The sequence below is a fragment of the Achromobacter sp. 1011791174 genome (assembly GCF_059760925.1).
The window spans coordinates 1-21,683 of the sequence record NZ_JCBANH010000063.1; the positions used below are offsets into that span (position 1 = coordinate 1).

Below are 21,683 nucleotides of genomic sequence, written 5' to 3' on the forward strand. Positions count from 1 at the left end.
CGCCACGGCGCACTTCCGGTGCCGGAAAAAATGATCGGAAGGACATGATCCGGAAGGATTCAAGGGTTTCTCACCAGCCTGCTAGGGCGCTGAGGTCGATGGGTTAAGCATCTGGTTCCTGACTCATGTTCAGGAGCTAGAGCATGGCACTCTCAGACTTGGTGGTCCGCCAAGCCAAAGCCACCGGCAAGGCCTACACACTTCCAGACGGACGCCGACCTTGCCGCGGCTGAGGCGCAGCTCTAGGAACTGCTGGGCAAGAAGAAGCCGCCGGCTACGCCTGGCGCGATGCCTAAGCGCACCGCCTTGCCGGCGGACCTGCCGCGCGTGGACTGCCACCACGAGCCCGAGAACACCCGCTGCGCGTGCGGCTGTGCGCTCAAGCGCATCAGCGAGAAGCTGGACTACACGCCGGGCGTGTTCACGGTCGAGTGCCACATCCGCGGCAAGTGGACCTGCGCATAGGTGCCGAACGCTGACCCAGGCGCCGGTCCCGGCGGAGATCATCGCCAAGGGCATCCCCACCTCCGGGCTGCTCGCGTAGGTGCTGGTCGCAAAGGACTCCGACCATCTGCCGCTTACATGGTCGTCCCTAGGCAAGCAGGAATAAGCTGCGTGAGTGAATCGGGAGGTTTGCGTAGCTGATGGCTGGCCAGCAGCGTCTGCGCCGGCGGCTTCACCGGCACGAAGCGCATGTGCGGGCGGGTTGCCGCCTCGCAGATCGCTGCGGCATCGGCCGCACCGTTCTTGCGTCCCTTGCCGGCCATGCGGTAGGGCGTGACGAAGTGGCCTGCGATCAGCCGCGCATCCAGCCCATAGCCGCGCAGCTTGCGTGCCCAGTGATGCGCACCGCCGCAGGCCTCCAGGGCCACCAGGCAGCCGGGAGGCAACTGCGCGCACCGGGCCGCAAACTTGTCAGCGGCCAGCGCCTTGGCAACCACCACGCGCGCATCCACCGCATGCACCTAGATAACCCGCTTAGCCAGATCCATCCCGACTCGGGCAATCTCGTTCATGGACTTCCCCTTTCACATGGCTACAGATTGACGACTTGGGGAGCACCATCGCGGCGGCAGCCAACATTTGTTTCCTCGCTGCTTACGATTGATTCACATCAATCGGCCAGCAGATCGCTGGATGTTGGCTGTTGACTTTCTGCATGTTAGGTGCATCATCCAGCAAAGTCTTGCAAGAATTTCCTCGAGCGAGGCCGCGTGACGACGGAACTAGTGGGGGTGGTATGACAGCGCGCCAGCAGGCGATCTTCACACTCGACGAGTTGGCTGCCTACTTAAAAGTCGGCAAGCGGACGCTTTACCGGCTCGCCTCGCACGGGGAGATTCCGGCCTTCAAGGTCGGCGGGACGTGGCGGTTTCGTCAAAGTGAAATCGATCGATGGATCAATGATCAGACCCAAGCAGGCAGAAAAAAGGAGGTGATACGTACAGATGAGCAACCGAAGTCAGCGGAATATCCCGTGTCGCCTGGGCGCGCTGTCCATAGCCGCAGGCAAACGGAGTGAGCGAGATTCTTCAATTTTTCTTCTGGAGGTGTGACATGGACATTGATTTCAAGAAATTGGCTCCCTGGAACTGGTTTAAGAAAGAGCATGAAGAACAACAGAGCACTGCCTCGCTGCCCGTGCAGCGCAATGAGCTGCCGGTGGCAGGCGGTCCCGTCAGTCCCATCCTGCAATTGCATCGCGAGATCGACCGCCTCTTTGACGATGCGTTTCGAGGCTTCGGCTTCCCGGCGCTGGCCATGCCGCGATGGCCGTCGGACTGGCCGGGCATGCTGAAGCCGGCACTTGACATCCAGGAAACCGACAAGCAGTACAAGATTTCCTTGGAGGTTCCCGGCGTCGAGGAAAAGGATATCCAGATCACGCTCGACAACGACGTGCTGATGGTACGGGGCGAGAAGCGCCAGGAGCAGGAAAAGAAGGAAGGTGGCTTCCATCGCATCGAACGCTCCTACGGCAGTTTCCAGCGTGCCCTGAACCTGCCTGACAACGCCGACCAGGAATCGATCAAGGCCGCATTCAAGAATGGCGTGCTCACGATCACGATGGACAAGCGCGAGGCCAGTACGCCCAAGCAGGGGCGCTCGATCCCGATCAATGGCTGACGCTGGTCGGCTCGCTTTTCTCAAAACCACAAAAGGATGAGGCTTCGTGATCGGCGGCGTCTCATCAAATCCATCTTTACAGGAGCATCAGCATGGCCAGAAAACAATGCCAAGTCTGCGGCCAGCCCGCCACGGTGCGGGTGGAAGCCAATCTCAATGGTCGCCACAGCACCATGCTGTTGTGTGACGAGCACTATCGCCAATTGGTGCGCCAGCAAAAGCGCACCGTCTCGCCGCTCGAAGCGTTGTTCGGCTCACGTAGCGGCCTGTTCGAAGACTTCCTCGGCAGCGACTTCTTCCGCATCGGTGACGACGCACCGTCCATGGCGGCCGATACCGACGAGGTGGTCGATGCCTCGTTCGGCGAACCCGCCCCGGCTGCTACGGGCACTGCGCGCCGTCGCGGCAGTGGGCTCGCCAGCCGCATCAGCGAACAGTCCGAGGCTTTGTTGCAGGAGGCCGCCAAACATGCCGCCGAATTTGGCCGCCCCGAAGTCGATACCGAACACCTGCTGCTGGCGCTATCCGACAGCGACGTGGTCAAGACCATCCTGGGGCAGTTCAAGATCAAGGTCGATGACCTCAAGCGGCAAATCGAATCCGAAGCCAAGCGTGGCGACAAGCCGTTCGAAGGCGAGATCGGCGTGTCGCCACGTGTCAAGGATGCGCTCAGCCGTGCTTTCGTGGCCTCCAACGAACTCGGCCACTCTTATGTCGGGCCGGAGCATTTCCTGATCGGGCTCGCCGAGGAAGGCGAAGGTTTGGCGGCCAACCTGCTGCGCCGTTACGGCCTCACGCCGCAAGCGCTGCGCCAGCAGGTAAGCAAGGTGGTCGGCAAAGGGGCCGAGGATGGCCGCGCCGAGACGCCGACCAACACGCCGGAACTCGACAAGTATTCGCGCGACCTCACCAAGATGGCGCGCGAGGGCAAGCTCGATCCGGTCATCGGCCGCGCGCAGGAGATCGAGACGACCATCGAAGTGCTGGCCCGGCGCAAGAAGAACAACCCGGTGTTGATCGGTGAGCCCGGCGTCGGCAAGACCGCCATCGTCGAAGGGCTGGCGCAGCGGATGGTCGCCGGCGAAGTGCCCGAGACGCTGCGCGACAAGCGCCTGGTGGAACTCAACATCAATGCCATGGTGGCCGGCGCCAAGTACCGCGGCGAGTTCGAGGAGCGCGTGCAGAAGGTGCTCAAGGAAGTGACCGAGCACCAGGGTGAGCTGATTCTCTTCATCGACGAGGTGCACACCATCGTCGGTGCCGGCCAGGGTGGCGGCGAAGGCGGGCTGGACGTGGCCAACGTGTTCAAGCCGATGATGGCGCGCGGCGAGCTGAACCTGATCGGCGCCACCACGCTCAACGAGTATCAGAAGTACATCGAGAAGGACGCCGCGCTGGAGCGTCGCTTCCAGCCGGTGATGGTGCCCGAGCCGACGGTAGCGCAGACCATGATGATCCTGCGCGGCCTGCGCGACACGTTCGAGGCGCACCACAAGGTCAGTATCACAGAGGACGCGATCATCGCCGCCGCCGAGTTGTCCGACCGCTACATCACCGCCCGCTTTCTGCCCGACAAGGCAATTGACCTGCTCGACCAGGCTGCCGCGCGTGTGAAACTGTCGGCCACGGCCCGCCCAGTGGCCGTACAAGAGCTGGAGTCCGAACTGCACCAGCTGCGGCGTGAGCAGGACTATGTGGCCTCGCGCAAGCAGTACGACAAGGCCGCCGAGCTGGGCAAGCACATCGAGACCAAAGAGGCCGAACTCAAGAAGCTTGTCGAGGAATGGGAACGCGAGCGCGCCTCGGGCAGCGCCGAAGTCAAAGCCGAGCATGTCGCGCAGATCGTCTCGCGCCTGACCGGCATTCCGGTCAACGAGCTGACGGTGGAAGAACGCGAGAAGCTGCTGCATCTGGAGCAGCGGCTGCACGAGCGCCTGGTGGGCCAGGACGAAGCGGTGCGCGCGGTGGCCGATGCCGTGCGTCTGGCGCGCGCGGGCCTGCGCGAAGGCGGCAAGCCTGTGGCCACCTTCCTGTTCCTCGGGCCGACGGGTGTGGGCAAGACCGAACTCGCCAAGGCGCTGGCCGAGTCGATCTATGGCGATGAAGGTGCGCTGCTGCGCATCGACATGTCCGAGTACGGTGAACGCCATACCGTGGCACGCCTGGTGGGCGCGCCTCCGGGCTATGTGGGCTATGACGAGGGGGGGCAGCTCACCGAGAAAGTGCGGCGCAAACCCTACAGCGTGTTGTTGCTCGATGAGATCGAAAAAGCGCACCCCGACGTCTACAACATCCTGTTGCAGGTATTCGACGACGGGCGGCTCACCGACGGCAAGGGCCGGGTGGTGGATTTCACCAATACCATCATCATCGCCACCTCGAACTTGGGCTCGGACATCATCCAGCGTCGGCTGAAGGCCCGTGGCGCCGCCGGCGAGGAATACGAGAAGACCAAGTTCGAGGTGATGGACGTGCTGCGCGGACACTTCCGCCCCGAGTTCCTCAACCGCATAGACGAAATCATCGTCTTCCATGCGCTGGGCAAGGAGGAGATCCGCCATATCGTCGGCCTGCAGCTCGATCGTGTGGCCCGCAACGCCGCCAGCCAGGGCGTGACGCTGACCTTCGATCAGACCTTGATCGATCACTTCGCGGAGGAAGGCTACAAGCCCGAGTTCGGCGCGCGTGAGCTCAAGCGGCTGATCCGCAGCGAGCTGGAGACGGCACTGGCGCGCGAGATGCTGGGTGGCGGTATCGGCAAGGCCGATCACGCCAGCGCCCGCTGGGACGACAAGGCCGAACGGGTGGTCTTCGAGCGCCAGGAGCCACCCGCGAAGCCGGCCGAGCCTGAGAAGCCCGATGCCGCGAACGCGGCCGAGACGCCGCCTAGCGACGCGAGCAAGCCTGCGCGCAAGAAGAAGTCAGCGGGCGGCGAATCTTGAGTCATGGGGAGGCTGTCGTGTCCGACCCCAACGGGCTGACATGGGCAGCCACCCTCGTGTCGCTGGCGGTCGCTATCCCCACAGCGGGGCACGCGGTCATCTACAAGCGTGACCCTCGATCGGCCACGCTGTGGGTACTGCTGATCGCCTTGTTGCCGCTGGGCGGTTCGCTGCTGTATGGGCTGTTCGGCATCAACCGTTACCAGCGGCGGGCGCGGCGGCTCTTCCCGGGGGCAGATCCTGCTGTTCGGCAGGACCTCTCGCCCACGATGCCCGAGGCTGTATCGCCGCCGCTTGCCGGTCTGGCCCACCTGGTGGGACGCGCCACCGGCCAGTCGCTGACCGGCGGCAACCGCATCGAGCCGCTTGTCGATGGCGAGCAGGCCTACCCGGCCATGCTCGCCGCCATCGAATCGGCGCGGTACAGCGTCGCCTTGGCCTCGTACATCTTCGACAGCCAAGGCATCGGGGCGCAGTTCGTCGATGCGCTGCGCCGGGCTCATGAGCGCGGCGTGCAAGTGCGGGTGCTGATCGACGACGTGTATGCCCGCTGGACGCCCCGCAGCGCCTACCGCGCCTTGCAGCGCGCCGGCGTTCCGGCGGCGACGTTCAACCCGACGTTGATTCCCGCGCGCCTGCATGCCGCGCATCTGCGCAATCACCGCAAGCTGCTGGTGATCGATGGCGAGACGGGTTTCACCGGCGGCATGAACATCTTCAGCCCGTATTGGCGGCCCGATGCGCCGGGCCGGGCCTGTCACGATTTGCACTTTCGTCTGCGCGGGCCGGTGGTTGCGCATCTGATGCGGTGCTTCACCGACGATTGGTGCGATACCACGGGCGAGCGGCTCAACGAGGGTCTCTGGGGCGAACCGCCCGCAACGGCTGATGAGCAAGGAACCTCTTGGGCGCGCGGCATCGAGGCCGGTCCCGATGAGGCCCTGGACCGGCTGCGCTGGACCTTCATGGGCGCTTTGAGCGCGGCGAAGCATTCGGTGCGCATCTGGACACCTTACTTCGTGCCCGATCAGCCGATGATCGCGGCGCTAAGCACGGCCGCGTTGCGCGGCGTGCGTATCGACGTGCTGACGCCCGCAAACGGCGACCATCCCACGGTGCAATGGGCCGCACGCGCCCACTACTGGCAGGTGCTGGAGCACGGTGTGCGCATCTTCGAACGGCCGGGCCCGTTCGACCACAGCAAGCTGATGCTGGTAGACGGAGCGTGGTGCTGCCTGGGTTCGGCCAATTGGGATGCGCGCAGTTTGCGCCTCAACTTCGAGTTCAATGTGGAGGTGTACGACACCGTGTTGTCTACGCGGCTGTCATCCCTTTTTGATGCCGCTCGTGATGCGTCGGGCGAGATATCGGCGAAGGCGTTGCGCGCCCACCCGCTGGCCATCCGCTTGCGCGACGGGGTGGCCCGTCTGTTCACCCCCATTCTCTAGCGACACGACTTGCGAGGAACATTGCCCATGGAAAAGAAAGATCAATGGAACATTGGCTACTGGATCGTCGCCGGCCTGTTGCTGCTGACGCTGCAGAACTACTGGCAGGCGGCGAAGACGGTTGAACCCGTTCCCTATAGTGAGTTCGAGAAAGCGCTGGCCGAGGGGCGCGTCGCCGAAGTATTGGTGTCGGACCGCACGGTTACCGGGCGTCTGAAATCACCGGACAGTCGTGGCAAGACCACCATCGTGGCCACCCGCGTCGAACCCGACCTGGCCGAGCAGCTGTCGAAATACGATGTGTCCTACGCGCGAGTGGTGGAAAGCACCTGGCTGCGTGATGTGCTCTCCTGGATTCTGCCGGCCGTGGCCTTCTTCGGCGTCTGGTTCTTCCTGTTCCGCCGCTTCGCCGAGAAGCAGGGCATGGGTGGTTTCCTGAGCATCGGCAAGAGTCGCGCCAAGGTATTCATGGAGAAGAACACTGGCGTGACCTTTGCCGATGTCGCTGGCGTCGATGAAGCCAAGGCGGAGTTGGTTGAGATCGTCGATTTCCTCAAGAATCCGCAGGAGTATGGACGGCTCGGGGCGCGCATTCCCAAGGGCGTGTTGCTGGTCGGCCCACCGGGCACCGGCAAGACATTGCTGGCCAAGGCTGTTGCCGGCGAGGCGGCGGTGCCCTTCTTCTCCATCTCCGGATCAGAGTTTGTCGAGATGTTCGTCGGCGTGGGTGCAGCGCGCGTGCGCGACCTGTTCGAGCAGGCCCGCGGGCAGGCGCCGGCCATCATCTTCATCGACGAGCTCGATGCGCTGGGCCGCGCGCGCGGCGTCGGCGGCCCCATCGGCGGCCACGACGAGCGCGAGCAGACCCTCAACCAGCTGCTCACGGAGATGGACGGCTTCGACAGCTCGGTCGGGCTGATCATCCTCGCCGCCACCAACCGCCCCGAAATCCTCGACCAGGCGCTGCTGCGCGCCGGTCGCTTCGACCGTCAGGTGCTGGTGGACCGGCCCGACAAGAAGGGACGGCTGGACATCCTGAAGGTTCATGTCAAGAAGGTGACGCTGGCCCAGGATATCGATCTCGAACAGGTGGCTGCGCTGACCACGGGCTTCTCGGGTGCAGACCTCGCGAACCTGGTCAACGAGGCCGCGCTGGCCGCGACCCGGCGCAAAGCGTCCGCCGTGGAGTTGCAGGACTTCACCGCCGCCATCGAGCGCATTGTGGCGGGCCTGGAGAAGAAGAACCGAGTACTCAATCCCAAGGAGCGGGAAACCGTGGCCTATCACGAGATGGGCCATGCGCTGGTGGCGCTGGCGCTGCCCGGCACCGACCCCGTGCACAAGATCTCGATCATCCCGCGCGGCATCGGCGCGCTGGGCTACACCTTGCAGCGCCCCACCGAAGACCGCTTCCTGATGACGCGTACCGATCTCGAGCACAAGATCGCCGTGCTGCTGGGCGGTCGTGCGGCCGAGAAGCTCGTGTTCGGCGAGCTGTCCACCGGGGCTGCCGATGACCTCGCACGGGCCACCGACATCGCCCGCGACATGATCACCCGCTTTGGCATGGACGAAGGACTGGGCTACATCGCCTTCGAGGCGCAGCGGCCACGCTTTCTCGATACACCGGAACTGGCCCAAGGCGGCTGCCGGGTGGCCGAATCGACCCAGGCGCGCATCGATCAGGCCATCCGCGACATCGTGATGGGCGTGTTCGAGCGCGCCTACCGGATCCTCGACACCAACCGCGCGGTGCTGGAGCGTTGTGCGCGCGAACTGCTGGCGCGGGAAACGCTCGACGAAAGCGATATCCGTCAATTGACTCAAGGACTTGTTCGGAACTGAAAACAGTAGTAGGTGCCATTCAGAGTAAGCCGGCGGCTCTGTTCGGTGCGTCATCCAATTCGCCGGCATTGTTCAAGGAGAACCGATATGTCTGCATTGACTCCGTGGGACCCCTTCCGGGAACTGGAAGAATTGCAAAACCGCCTGGCGACGATGTTGGGAGGGACACCCCAGCGACAGGGCGCCCGTACCGGCAACGAAGCCATGACCACGGCGGACTGGGCACCAATGGTGGACATCAGCGAGGATGAGAACGCATTCCTCCTCAAGCTGGATCTGCCGGAGGTCCCCAAGGATGCCGTGCGCGTCAGCGCGGAAAACGGCGTGCTCACCATCAGCGGCGAGCGCAAACTGGAAAAAGAGGAGCAGGGCAAGAAGTTCCACCGCATCGAACGTGCGTATGGCCGCTTTGTGCGCAGCTTTGTCTTGCCTGACAACGTTGATCCGACCAAGGTGACGGCTTCCATGAAAGACGGCGTGCTGGAAGTGCGGCTTGTCAAGGCCGAGCAAGCCAAACCGAAACAGATTGAAATCTCAGTCAACTAACTTTAATTAGGAGCCCAAGATCATGAATATCAAACAGCCACAATACACCTTCTCCGCACTTGCCCTGGCGGTCGTCGTCGGACTGAGCGGACCGGCCCTGGCCCAATCGGCGGCAGGTTCTAGCCCAGGTGCTGCAGCACCCTCTGCCGCATCCAAGGCGGCACAGCCACAGGTAGATGACAAGGCCGCCCGGGAAGCCGATAAAAAGCGTGCCGAGCTCACTCAAGACGCCATCACTGCGCTGGCCAAGACCCAGGAGGCTTTGACCCTCCTTGATGCAAAGAAGACCAAGGAGGCGCTCGCTGCGCTGGAACTGGCCAGCGGAAAGCTGGAACTGGTATTGGCGCGTGACGCCAAACTTGCTTTGGCGCCGGTCGATGTACGCGTCATCACCCACGATATCCACGCCAACGTGGAATCGGTGAAGAAAGCGGTCAAGTTGTCTCGGGAGTTGTTGGATGATGGCGAGGTGCAAAAGGCCCGGCCCATTGTTGCCAATCTTGCCAGCGAAATCGTGATCGAAACCGGCAACCTGCCGATGGCAACGTACCCGGCAGCGATCAAGCCGGCCGCACGGCTCATCGACAGCGGCAAAATCGACGACGCCAAGGCGGAACTCGCCCGAGCACTGAACACGCTGGTGGTCACCAAAGTTGTACTCCCTCTGCCCGTGCTACGGGCTGAAGCCGCGATGGCAAAAGCTGAAAAGCTGGCCGAGACCGACAAGCGCGATGCCAAGCAGAACGAGGAGCTCAGCACCTTGCTGTCGTCCGTGCGCACGGAGATCGAGATGGCGCAGATCCTGGGTTATGGCAAGAAGGCGGATTTCAAACCCATCTTCGATCAGGTGAAGTCCATTGAGCAAAAGTCGGCTGGTGGCAAAAGCGGCAAGGGATGGTTCGACGAGTTGAAGACGCGCATCCAAAAGCTGTTTTGAGGTGATGAAGGAGCCGACTGCTCCATCGGTCAGTCTCGCGATATTCGCAGTCAGCCCCAATAGATTCGCCTATTTTCACTATCTCATACGAGGCATATCACCATGAATGAGCAAACATCGAATCCCAATGCGACGAACAAAGAAATAAACGAACAGGCCGCGGTAAGCAACCTTCCTGTCAGTCCAGAGCCCAAGCCTGAAGTCGTTACGGAGGTGCAGCCTGAGGTTCAGAAGGAAACGGACTCGCAGGCGGCAGACAAACGTAAACAAGTCCTCGATGAGGCCGTCTCGGCCTTGGCGCTGACCAAATCAGCGCTGGCGGCCCTGGACGAAAAGGACACCGCGCGAGCACTGGCAACGCTGGCCGAAGTGACGGGAAAGCTGGAGCTGATCGTTGCACGCGAACCCACGCTCGCCCTGGCCCCCGTTGATGTGCGCACCATCGTGCACGACTTGTTCGCCAACACGGAAACCGTTGAGGCGATGACCGACGAGGCGCTGGATGCCCTCAAACATGGCGAGGTGCAACGCGCTCGTCGCGTTTTGGCATTGCTGGCCAGCGAAATCGTAATTGCGGTCACCAACATCCCTCTGGCGACTTACCCGGCAGCCGTGAAATCCGTCGTGCCGCTGATCGATCAGGGCAAGATCGAAGAGGCCAAGGCCGCGCTGCAGTTGGCGCTCGGCACGTTCGTCGAGACACTCAGCGTCATCCCGCTGCCCATCCTGCGCGCCAAACTGCTCCTCAAGCGCGCCGAGACCTTGACAGAAGATGGCCAGCGCAGCGAGGCGTCCGGTGAACGCCTGCAGGACTTGTTAAACGAAGCCCGGCAGCAGTTGGAAATGGCAGAACTGCTGGGCTATGGCAAAAAGAAGGACTTTGAGCCCCTGTACGCTGAACTCAAGAAAGTCAAGGAAAAGACGGCCGCAGGCGGGAGCGGAAAAGGCTGGCTCGATGAAATCAAGGCAAAACTGTCCAAGTTGTTCTGAAACCGCTGGATAGGGCGTAAGAGGGGCGCGTCGCGCCCCTCTCTTGGCTCGGGTGTTTTTGATTTTTCACCCCATTAGATCTCTAGGAGATATTGCATGAACACACACACCATCGCCGATTCCAATGCGGACGATCCCCCAAAAGTACTGTGTTCGCTGAGCCAAAATTGGGGGCTTTTCGCGCTGCGCGGTGTCTTGGCATTGATTTTTGCAGCCCTTGCGTTCTGGATGCCACAATCGGCTCTGTTGGCCATGGCCTTAGTGTTCGGCGCATTTTCCTTGGTCAATGGCGCGTTCAACTTGGTTGCAGCGGTGCGCCATATCCAGAAAAAAGAGCGCTGGGGCTGGCTGCTGTTCAGCGGCATTGTCGGCATACTTACCGGCGTCGTCGTCCTGGTCGCTCCTTGGATCGCCACGATAGTCTTGGCTTCTTTTGTATGGGCTAGCGTGGGCTTCTGGGCGATTTTCACTGGTGTGCTGGAGATATCCGCCGCCGTTCGGCTGCGCCGGGAAATCAAGGGCGAGATCTGGCTTGCCCTCAGCGGGCTGCTTTCCGCGCTCCTCGGTGCGATCATCCTATGGATGTTTTTTACCCGCCCGATCGAATCATTTCTGGCCGCGGGCTGGCTATTGGGTTTCCATGCTGCGATCTTCGGTATGACTCTTTTGCTTCTCAGTGGGCGTTTGCGCAAAGCGCGTCAGGAGTAAGGGTGTGGAAAACCAAATCGTAAGGTCACCTTTGAAAATCAACATATCCAATCACCCGGGTCCACTCACCTGGGCGGACAACACTAAAGGGCTTTAGCATGCGTATACAATATGGCTATCGATTCGTCGAAAAAGAATTTCATGAACCTTGGCAAAAGTCTGTAGAAAAAGCGGTTGAACCCGATCTCAAGCCGCTGCTCGAAAAGCGCGCCGAAGATTCGGTACGTCTTCAAATCGTCCTCGAACGCGCGAAAAAAGGATCTCGCTTAACGGCCTGTGGCCACATGCACTTGCCGGGCAAAAAAATCGTCAGCGTCACTGCATCGCATAACGATCTGACGCCTCTCGCGCACATGCTAGCGCAGGCGTTGTTCCGGCAGGCCAAGAAGCACTTTGATCGGCTGAGCGCTCAGGATCAAATCAAGCGTAAGGCGCGTCGTGAACGCTTGCGCGAGCTCAAGGCGCGGATCGACACTCGACCTGCCCCTGTCGTCCAGCAAGCACACTGGACAATCGAGGCGCTGCTGCCGAAGGTTGAGGCCGTTGCGCAACGCGAGTTGGCTTATCTGCATGCCGCCGGTGATTTGCCTCGCGATTATCCGACGCTGCACGACGTGGTGGACGAAGCGATTGCTCTGGCTGAATCGGTATGGACATCCGTTCCAGAAGAAAATGCCGCTTACCGCGATCTTTTGAAGCATCTTTTTGCCGTCATTGATCGCGAAGTGGCAAACAGCCGGCAATTTGGCGAATTCGTTTCTCTGGACGCGCCGGTCGAAGCGGATGCCCAGGACGTCGCCGAGGCCATGGTGGAAGAGGAAGTCTTCGAATTTTATCAGCCCGATGACACACTCAGGCTGGCCGATATCATCGCTGACAGTCAGCATCCCGATGCCGCAACGATCGCGGAACAGGAGGAGCTAGTTGATCGGTCGAGCGAGTTCGCTTTTGCATTCGACCTGCTGAAGGACATGCCGCGTTTGTGGCGGCGCATTTTTCTGCTTCTCCGTGTGGACGGGCTGGATGCCAGCAGCGTCTCTGAAATCCTGCTGATTCCTAGTCAGGAAGATACTGTCCAAAGGTGGCTGATGCAGGCCGAAGCGTTCATCGCTGCTCATTTGGAAGAGGCCGGAGTAAGCAAAGACGGGAACGATTGGCTCCAAGGCGTTGATTGGTCGGCATTGTCTGTGACCCGAAGCGCGGCAGCCTCACTGTGGTCCAAGGAGGCGAACCATGAAGAATGATCTTCACCTCGTCTGTCCGCATTGCCAGTCCATCAACCGCGTACCGACTGCGAAGCTATCGGAACATCCCAACTGCGGCCGCTGCCAGCAGCCCTTGTTCACGGGCGAACCCATCGAGTTGACCACGGCGACGTTTTCGCGCCACGTGGAGCGCAGCGACCTGCCACTGTTGGTCGATTTCTGGGCACCTTGGTGCGGGCCGTGCAAGATGATGGCCCCGCAATTCCAGCAAGCGGCGCGCCAGCTCGAACCCAGGGTCAGGCTGGCCAAGGTCAATACCGAGGCAGAACCCCACCTGGCCGCGCAGTTCGGCATCCGCAGCATTCCGACGCTCGCCCTGTTCCAGGGTGGGCGGGAGATCGGGCGTCAGGCCGGCGCCTTGGGCGCGCAGGACATCGTGCGCTGGGCATCTGCACAGGTGGGGCGCTGACCGATGCAGGACTTGCTCGGCGCCACCCTGATCCTGCTGGCTGCATGCAGCTTCGCGGCGGTGGCGACGGCGGCGTTCAGAGTACCCGCCTTGCTGGGTTACCTCGCCGTCGGCGCCTTGCTGGGCCCGTCGGTCAGCGGTGTAGTCGCGCCGGGAGAAGCGCTTGATTTTCTGTCCGAGCTGGGCGTGGCCCTGCTGCTGTTCATGGTTGGGCTGGAGTTCTCCCTCGGGCACTTCTGGCTTTCCCGTAAAACCGTATTGGCGGCCGGCAGCTTGCAGATGATCGCTGTCGCCACGCCACTGACCTTGATGTTGATGTGGCTGGGACAGCCAGTTCAGCGCGCTGCGTTGCTCAGCACTGCGGCGGCCATGTCGTCCACGGCGCTGGTCAGCCGGCAGCTGGCCGACCAAGGCGAGCTCACCACCCGCCACGGCCGCAGCGCCATCGCCGTGCTGGTCTTTCAGGACCTGGCCAGCGTGCCCCTGCTGGCCCTGCTGGCGATCTGGGCGCGCGGCGAGTCGCCGAAGATCGAGAGCGTGCTGCTCGAAGTGTTGGGCGTGCTGATGTTGTTCGCGGCAGCGGCCCTCGCCTCCCGTCGTCTGTTGCATGGCCTGCTGGGCTGGGTGGCGCGGCAGGGCCACGAAGAATCCTTCGTGCTGGTTTCCTTGTGCGTGGTGGTGGCTGCCGCCGCTGCTGCACACGCGGTCGGCGTATCCGCCGCCCTGGGTGCGTTTTTGGCCGGCATGGTGCTGGGCGAGAGCGACTTCCGTCACCACATGGAAAGCCACCTCAAACCGTTTCGCGATGTGTTGTCGGGGGTGTTCTTCGTGACCATCGGCCTGCAGTTGGACGGAGCGCAGATTCTTTCGGCACCACTGGCGGTGTTCGCGTGGCTGGCAGTGCTGGTACCGGTCAAGATCGGGCTGAACACCCTGGCCTTGCGGGCGACGCGCTTGTCCGCCCTCGATGCCTGGCGCACGGGCATAGCGTTGGGGCATGGCGGCGAGTTCGCCCTGCTGTTGTTGGGCATGGTCTTGCAGCAGCATCTGATTCCCGCGACCGTCGTACAACCCATGCTGGTCGCGCTGGTGCTCAGCATGGCCTTGGCACCGCTGCTGATCCGCCATCACGATGTACTTGCCCGGTTCTTGAGCCGCACCGGCGGCGTCATTCAGCCACCCCAGGCTGAAGAAGTTGAGATCGCCGCGCAGACGGCGCGATATCGAGACCATGTCATCGTGTGCGGCGCGGGCGAGCTTGGCCTGACAGTCAGCGAGATTCTTCGCCACGCCGGCGTGGCGCATCTGTTGCTGGAGGCGGACGCGCAGAAGGTCGAGGCCGCGCGTGCCGCCGGCGCGCCGGTGTTCCATGGCGATGCCAGTCGCCCCGATACCTTGCTGGCTGCCGGGTTGGCGCACGCGCGCCTGGTGGTGCTGACGTTCGCCCAGGCCCAGCCGGCGCTGCGCATCGCCCAGGCGATTGCCGGGAACTGTCCGGCGCTGACCGTGTTGGTGTCATGCAGGCACATGACCGAAGCGGGTGCATTTCGCGCCATGCCCAACGTGCGTGTACACCAGCAATCCTTTGCCGCGGCCATCGGGCTGGCGGAACAGGTGATGTCGACGCTTGGCATGTCGGCCGAAATGGTCGAACGAAACATCAGTGCAATGCGCCGCCATCTCGACAGCGGCGGTTTCGCAGGGAGTCCATCTTCATGAAATCAACACTCCGCAATCCATTTCAGGTCTTGCGTGACCAATGGGCCATCATGAGTTTTTACGAGCGCTTCGAGCAGGTCGTCGCGCTCGTGCTGTCGGCGGTGATCGCCGTCATCATCGTGGTGTCGCTGCTCCAGCTCATCTCCATCGTCTTCACGCTGCTGATCCTCGATGCCTTCAATCCCCTGGATCACAAGGTATTCCAGAGTGTGTTCGGCATGATCATGACGCTCTTGATCGCGATGGAGTTCAAGCATTCCATCGTGCGCGTGGCGCTGCGTCGGGACAGCATCATCCAGATCAAGACCGTGATCCTCATCGGCCTGATCGCGCTGGCGCGCAAATTCGTGATCCTCGACCCCGAGGCGAGCCCCGCCAAGATCGCCGCGCTGGCAGGCGCGACGCTAGCGCTCGGAGCCACTTACTGGCTGCTGCGCGAGCGCGACGACTGCGCCGCCGAGACCTCTGCGCATGATCCGTCATCATCCCAGTGACCCGCGCGCGGCGTTGTTGCAACACCGCTGGCTCAACCGCCTGCAGACCGGGCTGTTGGTCCTGACCCTGGTCGGGATCGCAGCCGCCGCAGGAAGCCTGCTGTTCGGGGAAAGCGGCCTGTGGCTCGCGCTGTTTGCAGTTGCAGGCACGCCGCTGCTGGAACCGGCAACCGCATCCGCCTTGACCTTGCGCCTGCACCGCGCCCGGGCTTTGCACCCGCACGAAGCCCCGGAAATTTGGGCCCTGTTGCGCGAGCTGTCCGTCCGTGCCGGTTTGCCCGCCACGCCGGTGCCGCACTACGTGCCCAGTGCCGTCGTCAACGCCTTCGCCACCGGATCGAAGCAGGAGGCATCGATCGCCCTCACCGATGGCCTGCTGCGCCGCCTGAGCCCACGCGAGCTGGCGGGTGTGCTCGCGCACGAGATCGCGCACATCGCCAGTGAGGATCTGCGCGTCATGGGGCTGGCGGATTCCGTCAGTCGCTTCACGAGCCTACTGGCCCTTATGGGACAGATCGCGATCCTGCTGAGCCTGCCCGCGCTGCTGGTTGGCGCGGCGGAGGTCTATTGGCCTGGTTTATTGTTATTGGCCGCATCGCCCCAGCTGGCCCTGCTCGCACAGCTCGGCTTGTCTCGCGTGCGTGAGTTCGACGCTGACCGCCTCGCTGCGGAACTGACTGGCGACCCGCAGGGGCTTGCGTCCGCGCTGGCGAAAATCGAGCGGGTCAGCCGCTCCTGGCGCGCCTGGTTGTGGCCGGGATGGGGCAATCCCGAACCCTCCTGGTTGCGCACGCATCCGGCCACGCAAGAACGCATCTCACGCCTACTGACGTTGGCGCCTGGGCCAGCATCAGCGTTGCCACTCCACGCGCCCCATTTCTTGCCGGAATCCGCTTTGACGCCGCGCCCACCGCGCTGGCGCCCGAGCGGGCTGTGGCGCTGATTGCCTATCAACAGGAGACTTCTCATGGCCTACCCCGACCCGTACCAACGTCCCGCGCCGGACCACTTCGTCCGGCGCTGGCTCTTCATCACCGCCTGTATTGCCGCGCTCATGCTGCTTTGGCAGTTCCTGCCCGCCATCGAGGCCTGGTTCAGTCCGCGCGAGGCGGCAGAACGCACTGTGACGGCGCGTGGCGATCTGGCGGCGGACGAGAAAGCCACCATCGAACTGTTCGAGAAATCGCGCGCCTCGGTGGTCTACATCACTACCGCACAATTGGTACGCGATGTCTGGACGCGCAACGTCTTCTCCGTGCCGCGCGGCACTGGCTCGGGCTTCATCTGGGACGACGCCGGCCACGTCGTCACTAACTTCCACGTCATCCAGGGCGCGTCCGAAGCCACCGTCAAACTGGCCGACGGCCGCGACTACCAGGCCGCACTGGTGGGGACGAGCCCCGCGCACGACATCGCTGTGCTCAAGATCGGCGTCGGTTTCAAGCGCCCGCCGGCCGTGCCGGTCGGCACCAGTGCCGACCTCAAGGTGGGTCAGAAGGTGTTCGCTATCGGCAACCCCTTCGGCCTGGACTGGACGCTCACCACCGGCATCGTCTCCGCGCTCGACCGCTCGTTACCCGGAGAAGCGGGCGGCCCGGCCATCGATCACCTGATCCAGACCGACGCCGCCATCAACCCTGGCAACTCCGGTGGGCCGCTGCTCGATTCGGCAGGAAGGCTCATCGGCATCAACACGGCGATCTATAGCCCCTCCGGCGCCTCGGCCGGGATTGGTTTCGCCGTGCCGGTGGACACCGTCATGCGCGTAGTCCCGCAACTCATCAAGACCGGTAAGTACATCCGTCCGGCGCTGGGCATTGAGGTGGACGAACAGCTCAATCAGCGCCTGCTGGCGCTGACTGGAAGCAAGGGCGTGTTCGTGTTGCGTGTTACCCCTGGTTCGGCAGCGCACAAGGCCGGCCTCGCGGGTGTCGAAGTCACGCCGCAAGGCATCGTGCCGGGCGACCGCATCATCGATGTTGATGGCCAGGCGACGGACGATGTGGCCAAGCTGCTCGCGCGGCTAGACGACAGGAAGGTCGGCGATGTGGTGGTCTTGTCAGTGGAGCGGGCCGGCAAATCGCGCGAGGTGCGTGTGGAGCTGCAACCCGGGAATTGATTGAACTGAACCTGTGGATCAGGCGGTAGTGCAGCGTCGCGGCGATTGAGGTTCTCAGGTCTTCGGCCAGGTAGCGTTCCGCCTCAACCTCCGTAATTTTCGGATGCGATCTGCCTATCCGAATAGGCAAGCATGCAACGCCGGAACCTCTTGCCAATCATCGAAGGAGAAAGCGAGGCGCAATCCGCATGAGGTGGACGCAGGCCAGGAACGAGGCAAACAGGAGGCCGCATTGGAACTCAGACTACTGCGCTATTTCGTTGCGGTCGCGGAAGAACTGCATTTCGCGCGAGCGGCCGAGCGCCTTGGCGTAGAACAATCGCCTGTGTCGCGCGCAATGCGAAATCTCGAAGCCACGCTCGGCGTGCAGTTGTTCGACCGCAGCGCGCACCAGACGCGACTGACCTGGGCCGGTCAAGTGTTCCTCGGTGAGTGCCGGCGTGTGCTGGCCACCGTGGAGCAGGCGGTGAGTGCCGCAAAGGCGGCGGCGCAGGGCTATCAGGGTTATCTGCGCATCGCCATCTGCGACAGCTTGGCGCAGCCCCACATTGCCACCTTGCTGGCGCGCAGCCGCGAGGAAGAGCCCGAACTGGAGATTCGCGTCTTCGAGCTGCCTTTCGCGCAGCAGCTCAAGGGCCTGCACAACGATCTGCTGGACATCGGTTTTGCGCTGTCGGACGCGGTGAGCGAAGGCCTTGTCGCCGAGCCCGTGTGGACCGATCCTCTGTCGGTGATCGTGCCCGTGCGCCACCCCTTGTTGGCGCACGCGGAAGTGCCATTGGATGAAGCCTTGAAGTTTCCGTTGGTACTGTGCCATCCGGACGCGGGATCGGGCTGCCACCACCAGATCCAGGCGGTGCTTCAAGGTGCGTCCAAGCCGCTCAAGCTGGTAGATCAGGTGACGAGCCTAGGCGTGATGCTGACTCTGGTCGGTGCCGGTTATGGCCTAGGTTTCGCCATTGCCTCGCAGGTGCAGACCCTGAACCGCCCCGACATAACCGTTCGCCCCTTGGCCGGCACGCCGCCCATGCTGTCCACCTACCTGCTGCGCCGCAGCGCCGAACCCTCTGAGCCCATGAAGCGGTTTCTGCAGCGCGCCCGCGAGGAGTTCCGGCCAAAGGGAGATGAACCGGCCTCGTGACGTTGAGCGCTCGGGTACATTGGCTACTGCTGGCTGTCCATGGCTCACACTGGACTTGCTCGGAGCGCGCGTTGACCAAGCGTGGTTTTCAGTCCATAATTATGTCCATCTCGGTTCGCCGAGTGCGGAAAACTCGTTATCAATCAACGAGTTGGGAACACGATGATGTTCCCTTCACCCGCTCCAGCATCATCATCCAGGGAACTCCAGGCTCGTCCAGCGAACGTTGTAAGTGGTTGATTTTGGGAAGATTTTCCAAAATTTAGCGTCCACTGGCATCCATGGAAATCCACCGCAAGCGCCGTCGAATGTGTACATTGGTGTGTACATTGGAATAGGAACGGCTCGGCTTAGGATTGTTGATGGGATAGCGCAAGCGAGGACGCCAAGCTCGCACCAACTCACTGGAGTTGGAACCATGGCACTTTCCGAATTTGCATGCCGCAAGGCACGGCCCACCGCCAAGAAGCGCACGCTGGCCGATGACCTCGGTCTCTCCTTGCTGATCCCCGTACACGGCCGCAAGGCTTGGCATTTTCGCTTTCGTTGGGGCGGGGGCGCCCAGATGATGACGGCGATGTTGAACGCTGACGTGGAAAAGTTTCAGTCGCGACGTGCGACTGCACGAAACTCTGCATGGGCCACGAAAGCTCCCGCCGTCAGAGCAATATCGGCCCCTGCAATACCAGCCCTGCGCGCTGCTTCCTGCCACACATCGACCGCTGCCGCCACTTCCTCCACCACCTGCCGGGCAGGGCCGTCGCCAAGTCCGTAGAACGCCGCCGTGCCGAGAACCATCTGCAGATTCGGCCGATTGTCGACGTCGTCGATGTTCAGGACATGCTCCGCTTTGTCGATGTTCGGGTTGACGTCAAACGCTGGCGCGAGGCGCCACCCTGTCTTGCCAAGCACGAAGCCGTGGTTGCGCAGGTGATCGTCTCGGTTGCCGATCGCGACGTTGAATGCCATGCGACGGAAAAGTTGTGCCAGGTCTGCGTCTGCATGTTCCGCATCGCCCTGGGCCCGGATGAACTGCGCCAGTTCCAGGTAGCTCGTGCCTTCGCTCTGCGTCTTGCGCAGCAGCGTCATCGCCGAGGCGTAGAAGCGCCGGGCGCCATGTGTGCGATCGAACCTTTGCACGCAGAAGGTGTGGAAGTCGTTGCCCAGCCTGATCAGTCTTGCGGGGGGCACATCCACGCCAGCCTTCCGGGCCAGTTGATGAGCAACGTACTCCCAGGCTCCAACGTCCCGGTCGTCATCACGGGCGGGGAACTTGGCGATCCAGAGCGAGCCGTCGGCTTCGGTGAAGTTGGCCTTCGGCCTGGCCCCGCCCAGCGAGGCACCCGGCGCGACAAGTACCGCCAGCCACCTGCGCAGGGCATCGAGGTCGTCGATGCGCCGGTTGCTGAGCTGATAGGCCACCGCTTCCAGTTCGCGCAAGGTCGTCACTGGCGGAGCCGCCATCTTCTCGTCACCAAGGAAGGTTTCCGTGCCCGGCCGACGAAAGCGCAATGCGCCCTGGCGGGTCTGGTCCTGCACACCAACCAGGAAGTCCCAGGCGTAGAGCGTGCGGGGCGGCCGCTTCTCGTCCTTGGCCAGCAATGCCTCACGGCGCTTCATTAGCGTTTGGCCCCAGCGGTCAGGCGATGAGTCCAGGAAGATCCCGAAGTTGCCCAGTTCCGGCTTCGGAAAGAAGGGGTGCTCGTCCAGGGAGAGGCCGGGGTCCAGCGCAAAGGCGCGAGGGTCTTTGAGCCAGTCCCGTTCGTAGTGAAAGCGGATCTGGCCACGGTCATGAGCCAGCGTGCCGACCAGACATGGAGGGCCGAGGTCATCGTCCAGCCAGACTTCCAGGGCGCTGTCCTGCTGCTTGCTCATTCAGACCCCTCGCGGTTCCGGGCCGACGAAGGGCTAGCGACCTTTCGGCGCCTGGCATCGGGTGATGGCTCCAACGCCAGATCCTGCAATTTGCGCCCGATCCGGTCGTCGGCAGCCAGCAGATTGAGATCGCCTTCAAGGCCTAGTACAGCCAGTACCCTGACATAGGTGCCCAGGGTCGCGCCCGGGGCGCCTGCCTCGACCTTGTACACGGTGGTCCTGGAAATCCCCGCGCGTTGTGCCACTACCGCGCTGCTCAGCTTGCGCCTCTTGCGCGCAAGACGCAGCCGTTCACCCAGCTCGGAGAGCAGGCGCTGCTCTTGGGGAAAGACAACAGGTGGTTTGCGAGGCATGTTTTCTATTATGGACAAAAAAATCAAATTTTGTCCATAATAGGGAAATTTATAGCCTATAGCAAGAGTTCGCCAACAGATGTCAAATGGTACGGAATCAAGCCTATCGCTGCTCTGTGGGCAGGGATAACCAAGCATGAATCAATAGGCGATGTGCAGGATTCGATTCCCGTCGCCCGCTCATTTTGAGCATCACATCTACCTTGTGATTCTGAGAGGTTTCCTAAGTTTTTGACCTTATTTCTCGTGTGTGCTTCGCTGGCAATCAGTGATATCTGCCCACAGCCTACCCATAATTAGGTATGACCTCCGTCCCGTCTGAGACTCGCGCGCAAGCAGAGGCAGCAAGCCGCTCGGCTCGCAGGTCCAGCGGCTCAGTGGTTAGCCAGAGCGCGTCGATACGGAGCATCTCAGCCACTCGCCTGGCTTGGTTCAACAATAAACGTCTTCATTCGTCGATTGGCTATATGCTACCGAGCGAGGTTGAACAAACAGCGACAGCCCGTCTCGCGAGCCTGTCCACGAGGTTGTTTTTCTTTAATCAAGCAGCCTCCTTGATACCTGGGGTGGTTCAAACTGGTGAAATACGGACAGCAGGCCGGAAAATTACCGTATACAAGAATATGAAACCGCGCCTGCGCTTTGGAGATGAGCAGGGGCGGTTATTCGATGCTCTCTATCAAGCACGGTTTTTGAATAAAAAAATCAGATTGGTTTCGGGGTTTTCCACATGCTGCAATAGCGCCCGGAGTCAGGGCTTCATGG

18 protein-coding genes and 3 pseudogenes are annotated in these 21,683 nt (G+C 62.1%); 18 read left to right on the forward strand and 3 right to left on the reverse strand.

Features of this window, described 5'->3' with window-relative positions; genetic code table 11:
• Window positions 1-143: 143 nt before the first annotated feature.
• Both AC6LJ5_RS20070 and AC6LJ5_RS20075 read left to right on the forward strand, forming a co-directional pair.
• A pseudogene (locus AC6LJ5_RS20070) lies at window positions 144-209 on the forward strand (tyrosine-type recombinase/integrase); the annotation flags it as partial.
• Window positions 210-291: 82 nt separating this feature from the next.
• Window positions 292-541, forward strand: a pseudogene (locus AC6LJ5_RS20075) (IS66 family transposase zinc-finger binding domain-containing protein); the annotation flags it as partial.
• A gap of 121 nt (window positions 542-662) precedes the next feature.
• On the opposite strand, the pseudogene AC6LJ5_RS20080 reads toward AC6LJ5_RS20075, so the two are convergent.
• Window positions 663-956, reverse strand: a pseudogene (locus tag AC6LJ5_RS20080) (IS110 family transposase); the annotation flags it as partial.
• Window positions 957-1,240: 284 nt separating this feature from the next.
• On the opposite strand from AC6LJ5_RS20080, the gene AC6LJ5_RS20085 reads away from it, so the two are divergent.
• From AC6LJ5_RS20085 to AC6LJ5_RS20160, 16 genes are all read left to right on the forward strand, one after another.
• Complete coding sequence (locus AC6LJ5_RS20085; protein WP_082380429.1) at window positions 1,241-1,522, forward strand: helix-turn-helix domain-containing protein; 282 nt, start codon at window positions 1,241-1,243, stop codon at window positions 1,520-1,522.
• A 35-nt stretch (window positions 1,523-1,557) separates the two neighbouring features.
• On the forward strand, window positions 1,558-2,127 hold the full coding sequence (locus AC6LJ5_RS20090) for an Hsp20/alpha crystallin family protein (protein ID WP_054475737.1): 570 nt from the start codon (window positions 1,558-1,560) through the stop codon (window positions 2,125-2,127).
• A gap of 92 nt (window positions 2,128-2,219) precedes the next feature.
• Window positions 2,220-5,069 (forward strand): heat shock survival AAA family ATPase ClpK, encoded by a 2,850-nt coding sequence (clpK, locus tag AC6LJ5_RS20095; RefSeq protein ID WP_128664145.1) that lies wholly within the window; start codon window positions 2,220-2,222, stop codon window positions 5,067-5,069.
• A 17-nt stretch (window positions 5,070-5,086) separates the two neighbouring features.
• On the forward strand, window positions 5,087-6,517 hold the full coding sequence (locus tag AC6LJ5_RS20100) for a phospholipase D-like domain-containing protein (RefSeq protein ID WP_054478921.1): 1,431 nt from the start codon (window positions 5,087-5,089) through the stop codon (window positions 6,515-6,517).
• A gap of 27 nt (window positions 6,518-6,544) precedes the next feature.
• Window positions 6,545-8,362, forward strand: coding sequence for an ATP-dependent zinc metalloprotease FtsH (ftsH, locus tag AC6LJ5_RS20105; protein ID WP_498141404.1), 1,818 nt, complete (start codon window positions 6,545-6,547; stop codon window positions 8,360-8,362).
• An 87-nt stretch (window positions 8,363-8,449) separates the two neighbouring features.
• Complete coding sequence (gene hsp20-GI, locus AC6LJ5_RS20110) at window positions 8,450-8,908, forward strand: small heat shock protein sHSP20-GI (protein ID WP_033871660.1); 459 nt, start codon at window positions 8,450-8,452, stop codon at window positions 8,906-8,908.
• A gap of 22 nt (window positions 8,909-8,930) precedes the next feature.
• On the forward strand, window positions 8,931-9,845 hold the full coding sequence (gene yfdX1 / locus AC6LJ5_RS20115) for a heat resistance protein YfdX1 (RefSeq protein WP_498141405.1): 915 nt from the start codon (window positions 8,931-8,933) through the stop codon (window positions 9,843-9,845).
• Between the two features lie 102 nt (window positions 9,846-9,947).
• Window positions 9,948-10,835, forward strand: coding sequence for a YfdX family protein (locus tag AC6LJ5_RS20120; protein WP_498141406.1), 888 nt, complete (start codon window positions 9,948-9,950; stop codon window positions 10,833-10,835).
• Between the two features lie 96 nt (window positions 10,836-10,931).
• The gene (locus tag AC6LJ5_RS20125) at window positions 10,932-11,543 is read left to right on the forward strand and encodes an HdeD family acid-resistance protein (protein WP_498141407.1); all 612 of its coding nucleotides are present in this window, start codon (window positions 10,932-10,934) and stop codon (window positions 11,541-11,543) included.
• Window positions 11,544-11,641: 98 nt separating this feature from the next.
• Window positions 11,642-12,787, forward strand: coding sequence for a hypothetical protein (locus tag AC6LJ5_RS20130; protein WP_498141408.1), 1,146 nt, complete (start codon window positions 11,642-11,644; stop codon window positions 12,785-12,787).
• Window positions 12,777-13,217: a heat resistance system thioredoxin Trx-GI gene (trx-GI, locus tag AC6LJ5_RS20135; RefSeq protein WP_012761376.1), complete on the forward strand. Its 441-nt coding sequence runs from the start codon at window positions 12,777-12,779 to the stop codon at window positions 13,215-13,217. The genes AC6LJ5_RS20130 and trx-GI overlap by 11 nt, the downstream gene beginning before the upstream one ends.
• A gap of 3 nt (window positions 13,218-13,220) precedes the next feature.
• Window positions 13,221-14,936 (forward strand): heat resistance system K+/H+ antiporter KefB-GI, encoded by a 1,716-nt coding sequence (kefB-GI, locus tag AC6LJ5_RS20140; protein WP_498141409.1) that lies wholly within the window; start codon window positions 13,221-13,223, stop codon window positions 14,934-14,936.
• Window positions 14,933-15,430: a heat resistance protein PsiE-GI gene (psiE-GI, locus tag AC6LJ5_RS20145; RefSeq protein ID WP_498141410.1), complete on the forward strand. Its 498-nt coding sequence runs from the start codon at window positions 14,933-14,935 to the stop codon at window positions 15,428-15,430. The genes kefB-GI and psiE-GI overlap by 4 nt, the downstream gene beginning before the upstream one ends.
• Window positions 15,408-16,373, forward strand: coding sequence for a zinc metalloprotease HtpX (locus AC6LJ5_RS20150; RefSeq protein ID WP_498141411.1), 966 nt, complete (start codon window positions 15,408-15,410; stop codon window positions 16,371-16,373). Before psiE-GI ends, AC6LJ5_RS20150 begins: the two co-directional genes overlap by 23 nt.
• Before the next feature lie 24 nt (window positions 16,374-16,397).
• Complete coding sequence (locus AC6LJ5_RS20155; RefSeq protein ID WP_004265443.1) at window positions 16,398-17,549, forward strand: S1C family serine protease; 1,152 nt, start codon at window positions 16,398-16,400, stop codon at window positions 17,547-17,549.
• Between the two features lie 232 nt (window positions 17,550-17,781).
• Window positions 17,782-18,690, forward strand: a complete 909-nt coding sequence (locus tag AC6LJ5_RS20160; RefSeq protein ID WP_128664151.1) for a LysR family transcriptional regulator — start codon at window positions 17,782-17,784, stop codon at window positions 18,688-18,690.
• Between the two features lie 603 nt (window positions 18,691-19,293).
• Here the strand turns inward: AC6LJ5_RS20160 and AC6LJ5_RS20165 are convergent.
• Together AC6LJ5_RS20165 and AC6LJ5_RS20170 are read right to left on the reverse strand one after the other, a co-directional pair.
• Entirely contained in the window at window positions 19,294-20,565 is a 1,272-nt protein-coding gene (locus AC6LJ5_RS20165) for a type II toxin-antitoxin system HipA family toxin (RefSeq protein WP_498141412.1), read from the reverse strand.
• Entirely contained in the window at window positions 20,562-20,945 is a 384-nt protein-coding gene (locus AC6LJ5_RS20170) for a helix-turn-helix domain-containing protein (RefSeq protein WP_233772579.1), read from the reverse strand. The genes AC6LJ5_RS20165 and AC6LJ5_RS20170 overlap by 4 nt, the downstream gene beginning before the upstream one ends.
• Window positions 20,946-21,683: the final 738 nt, after the last annotated feature.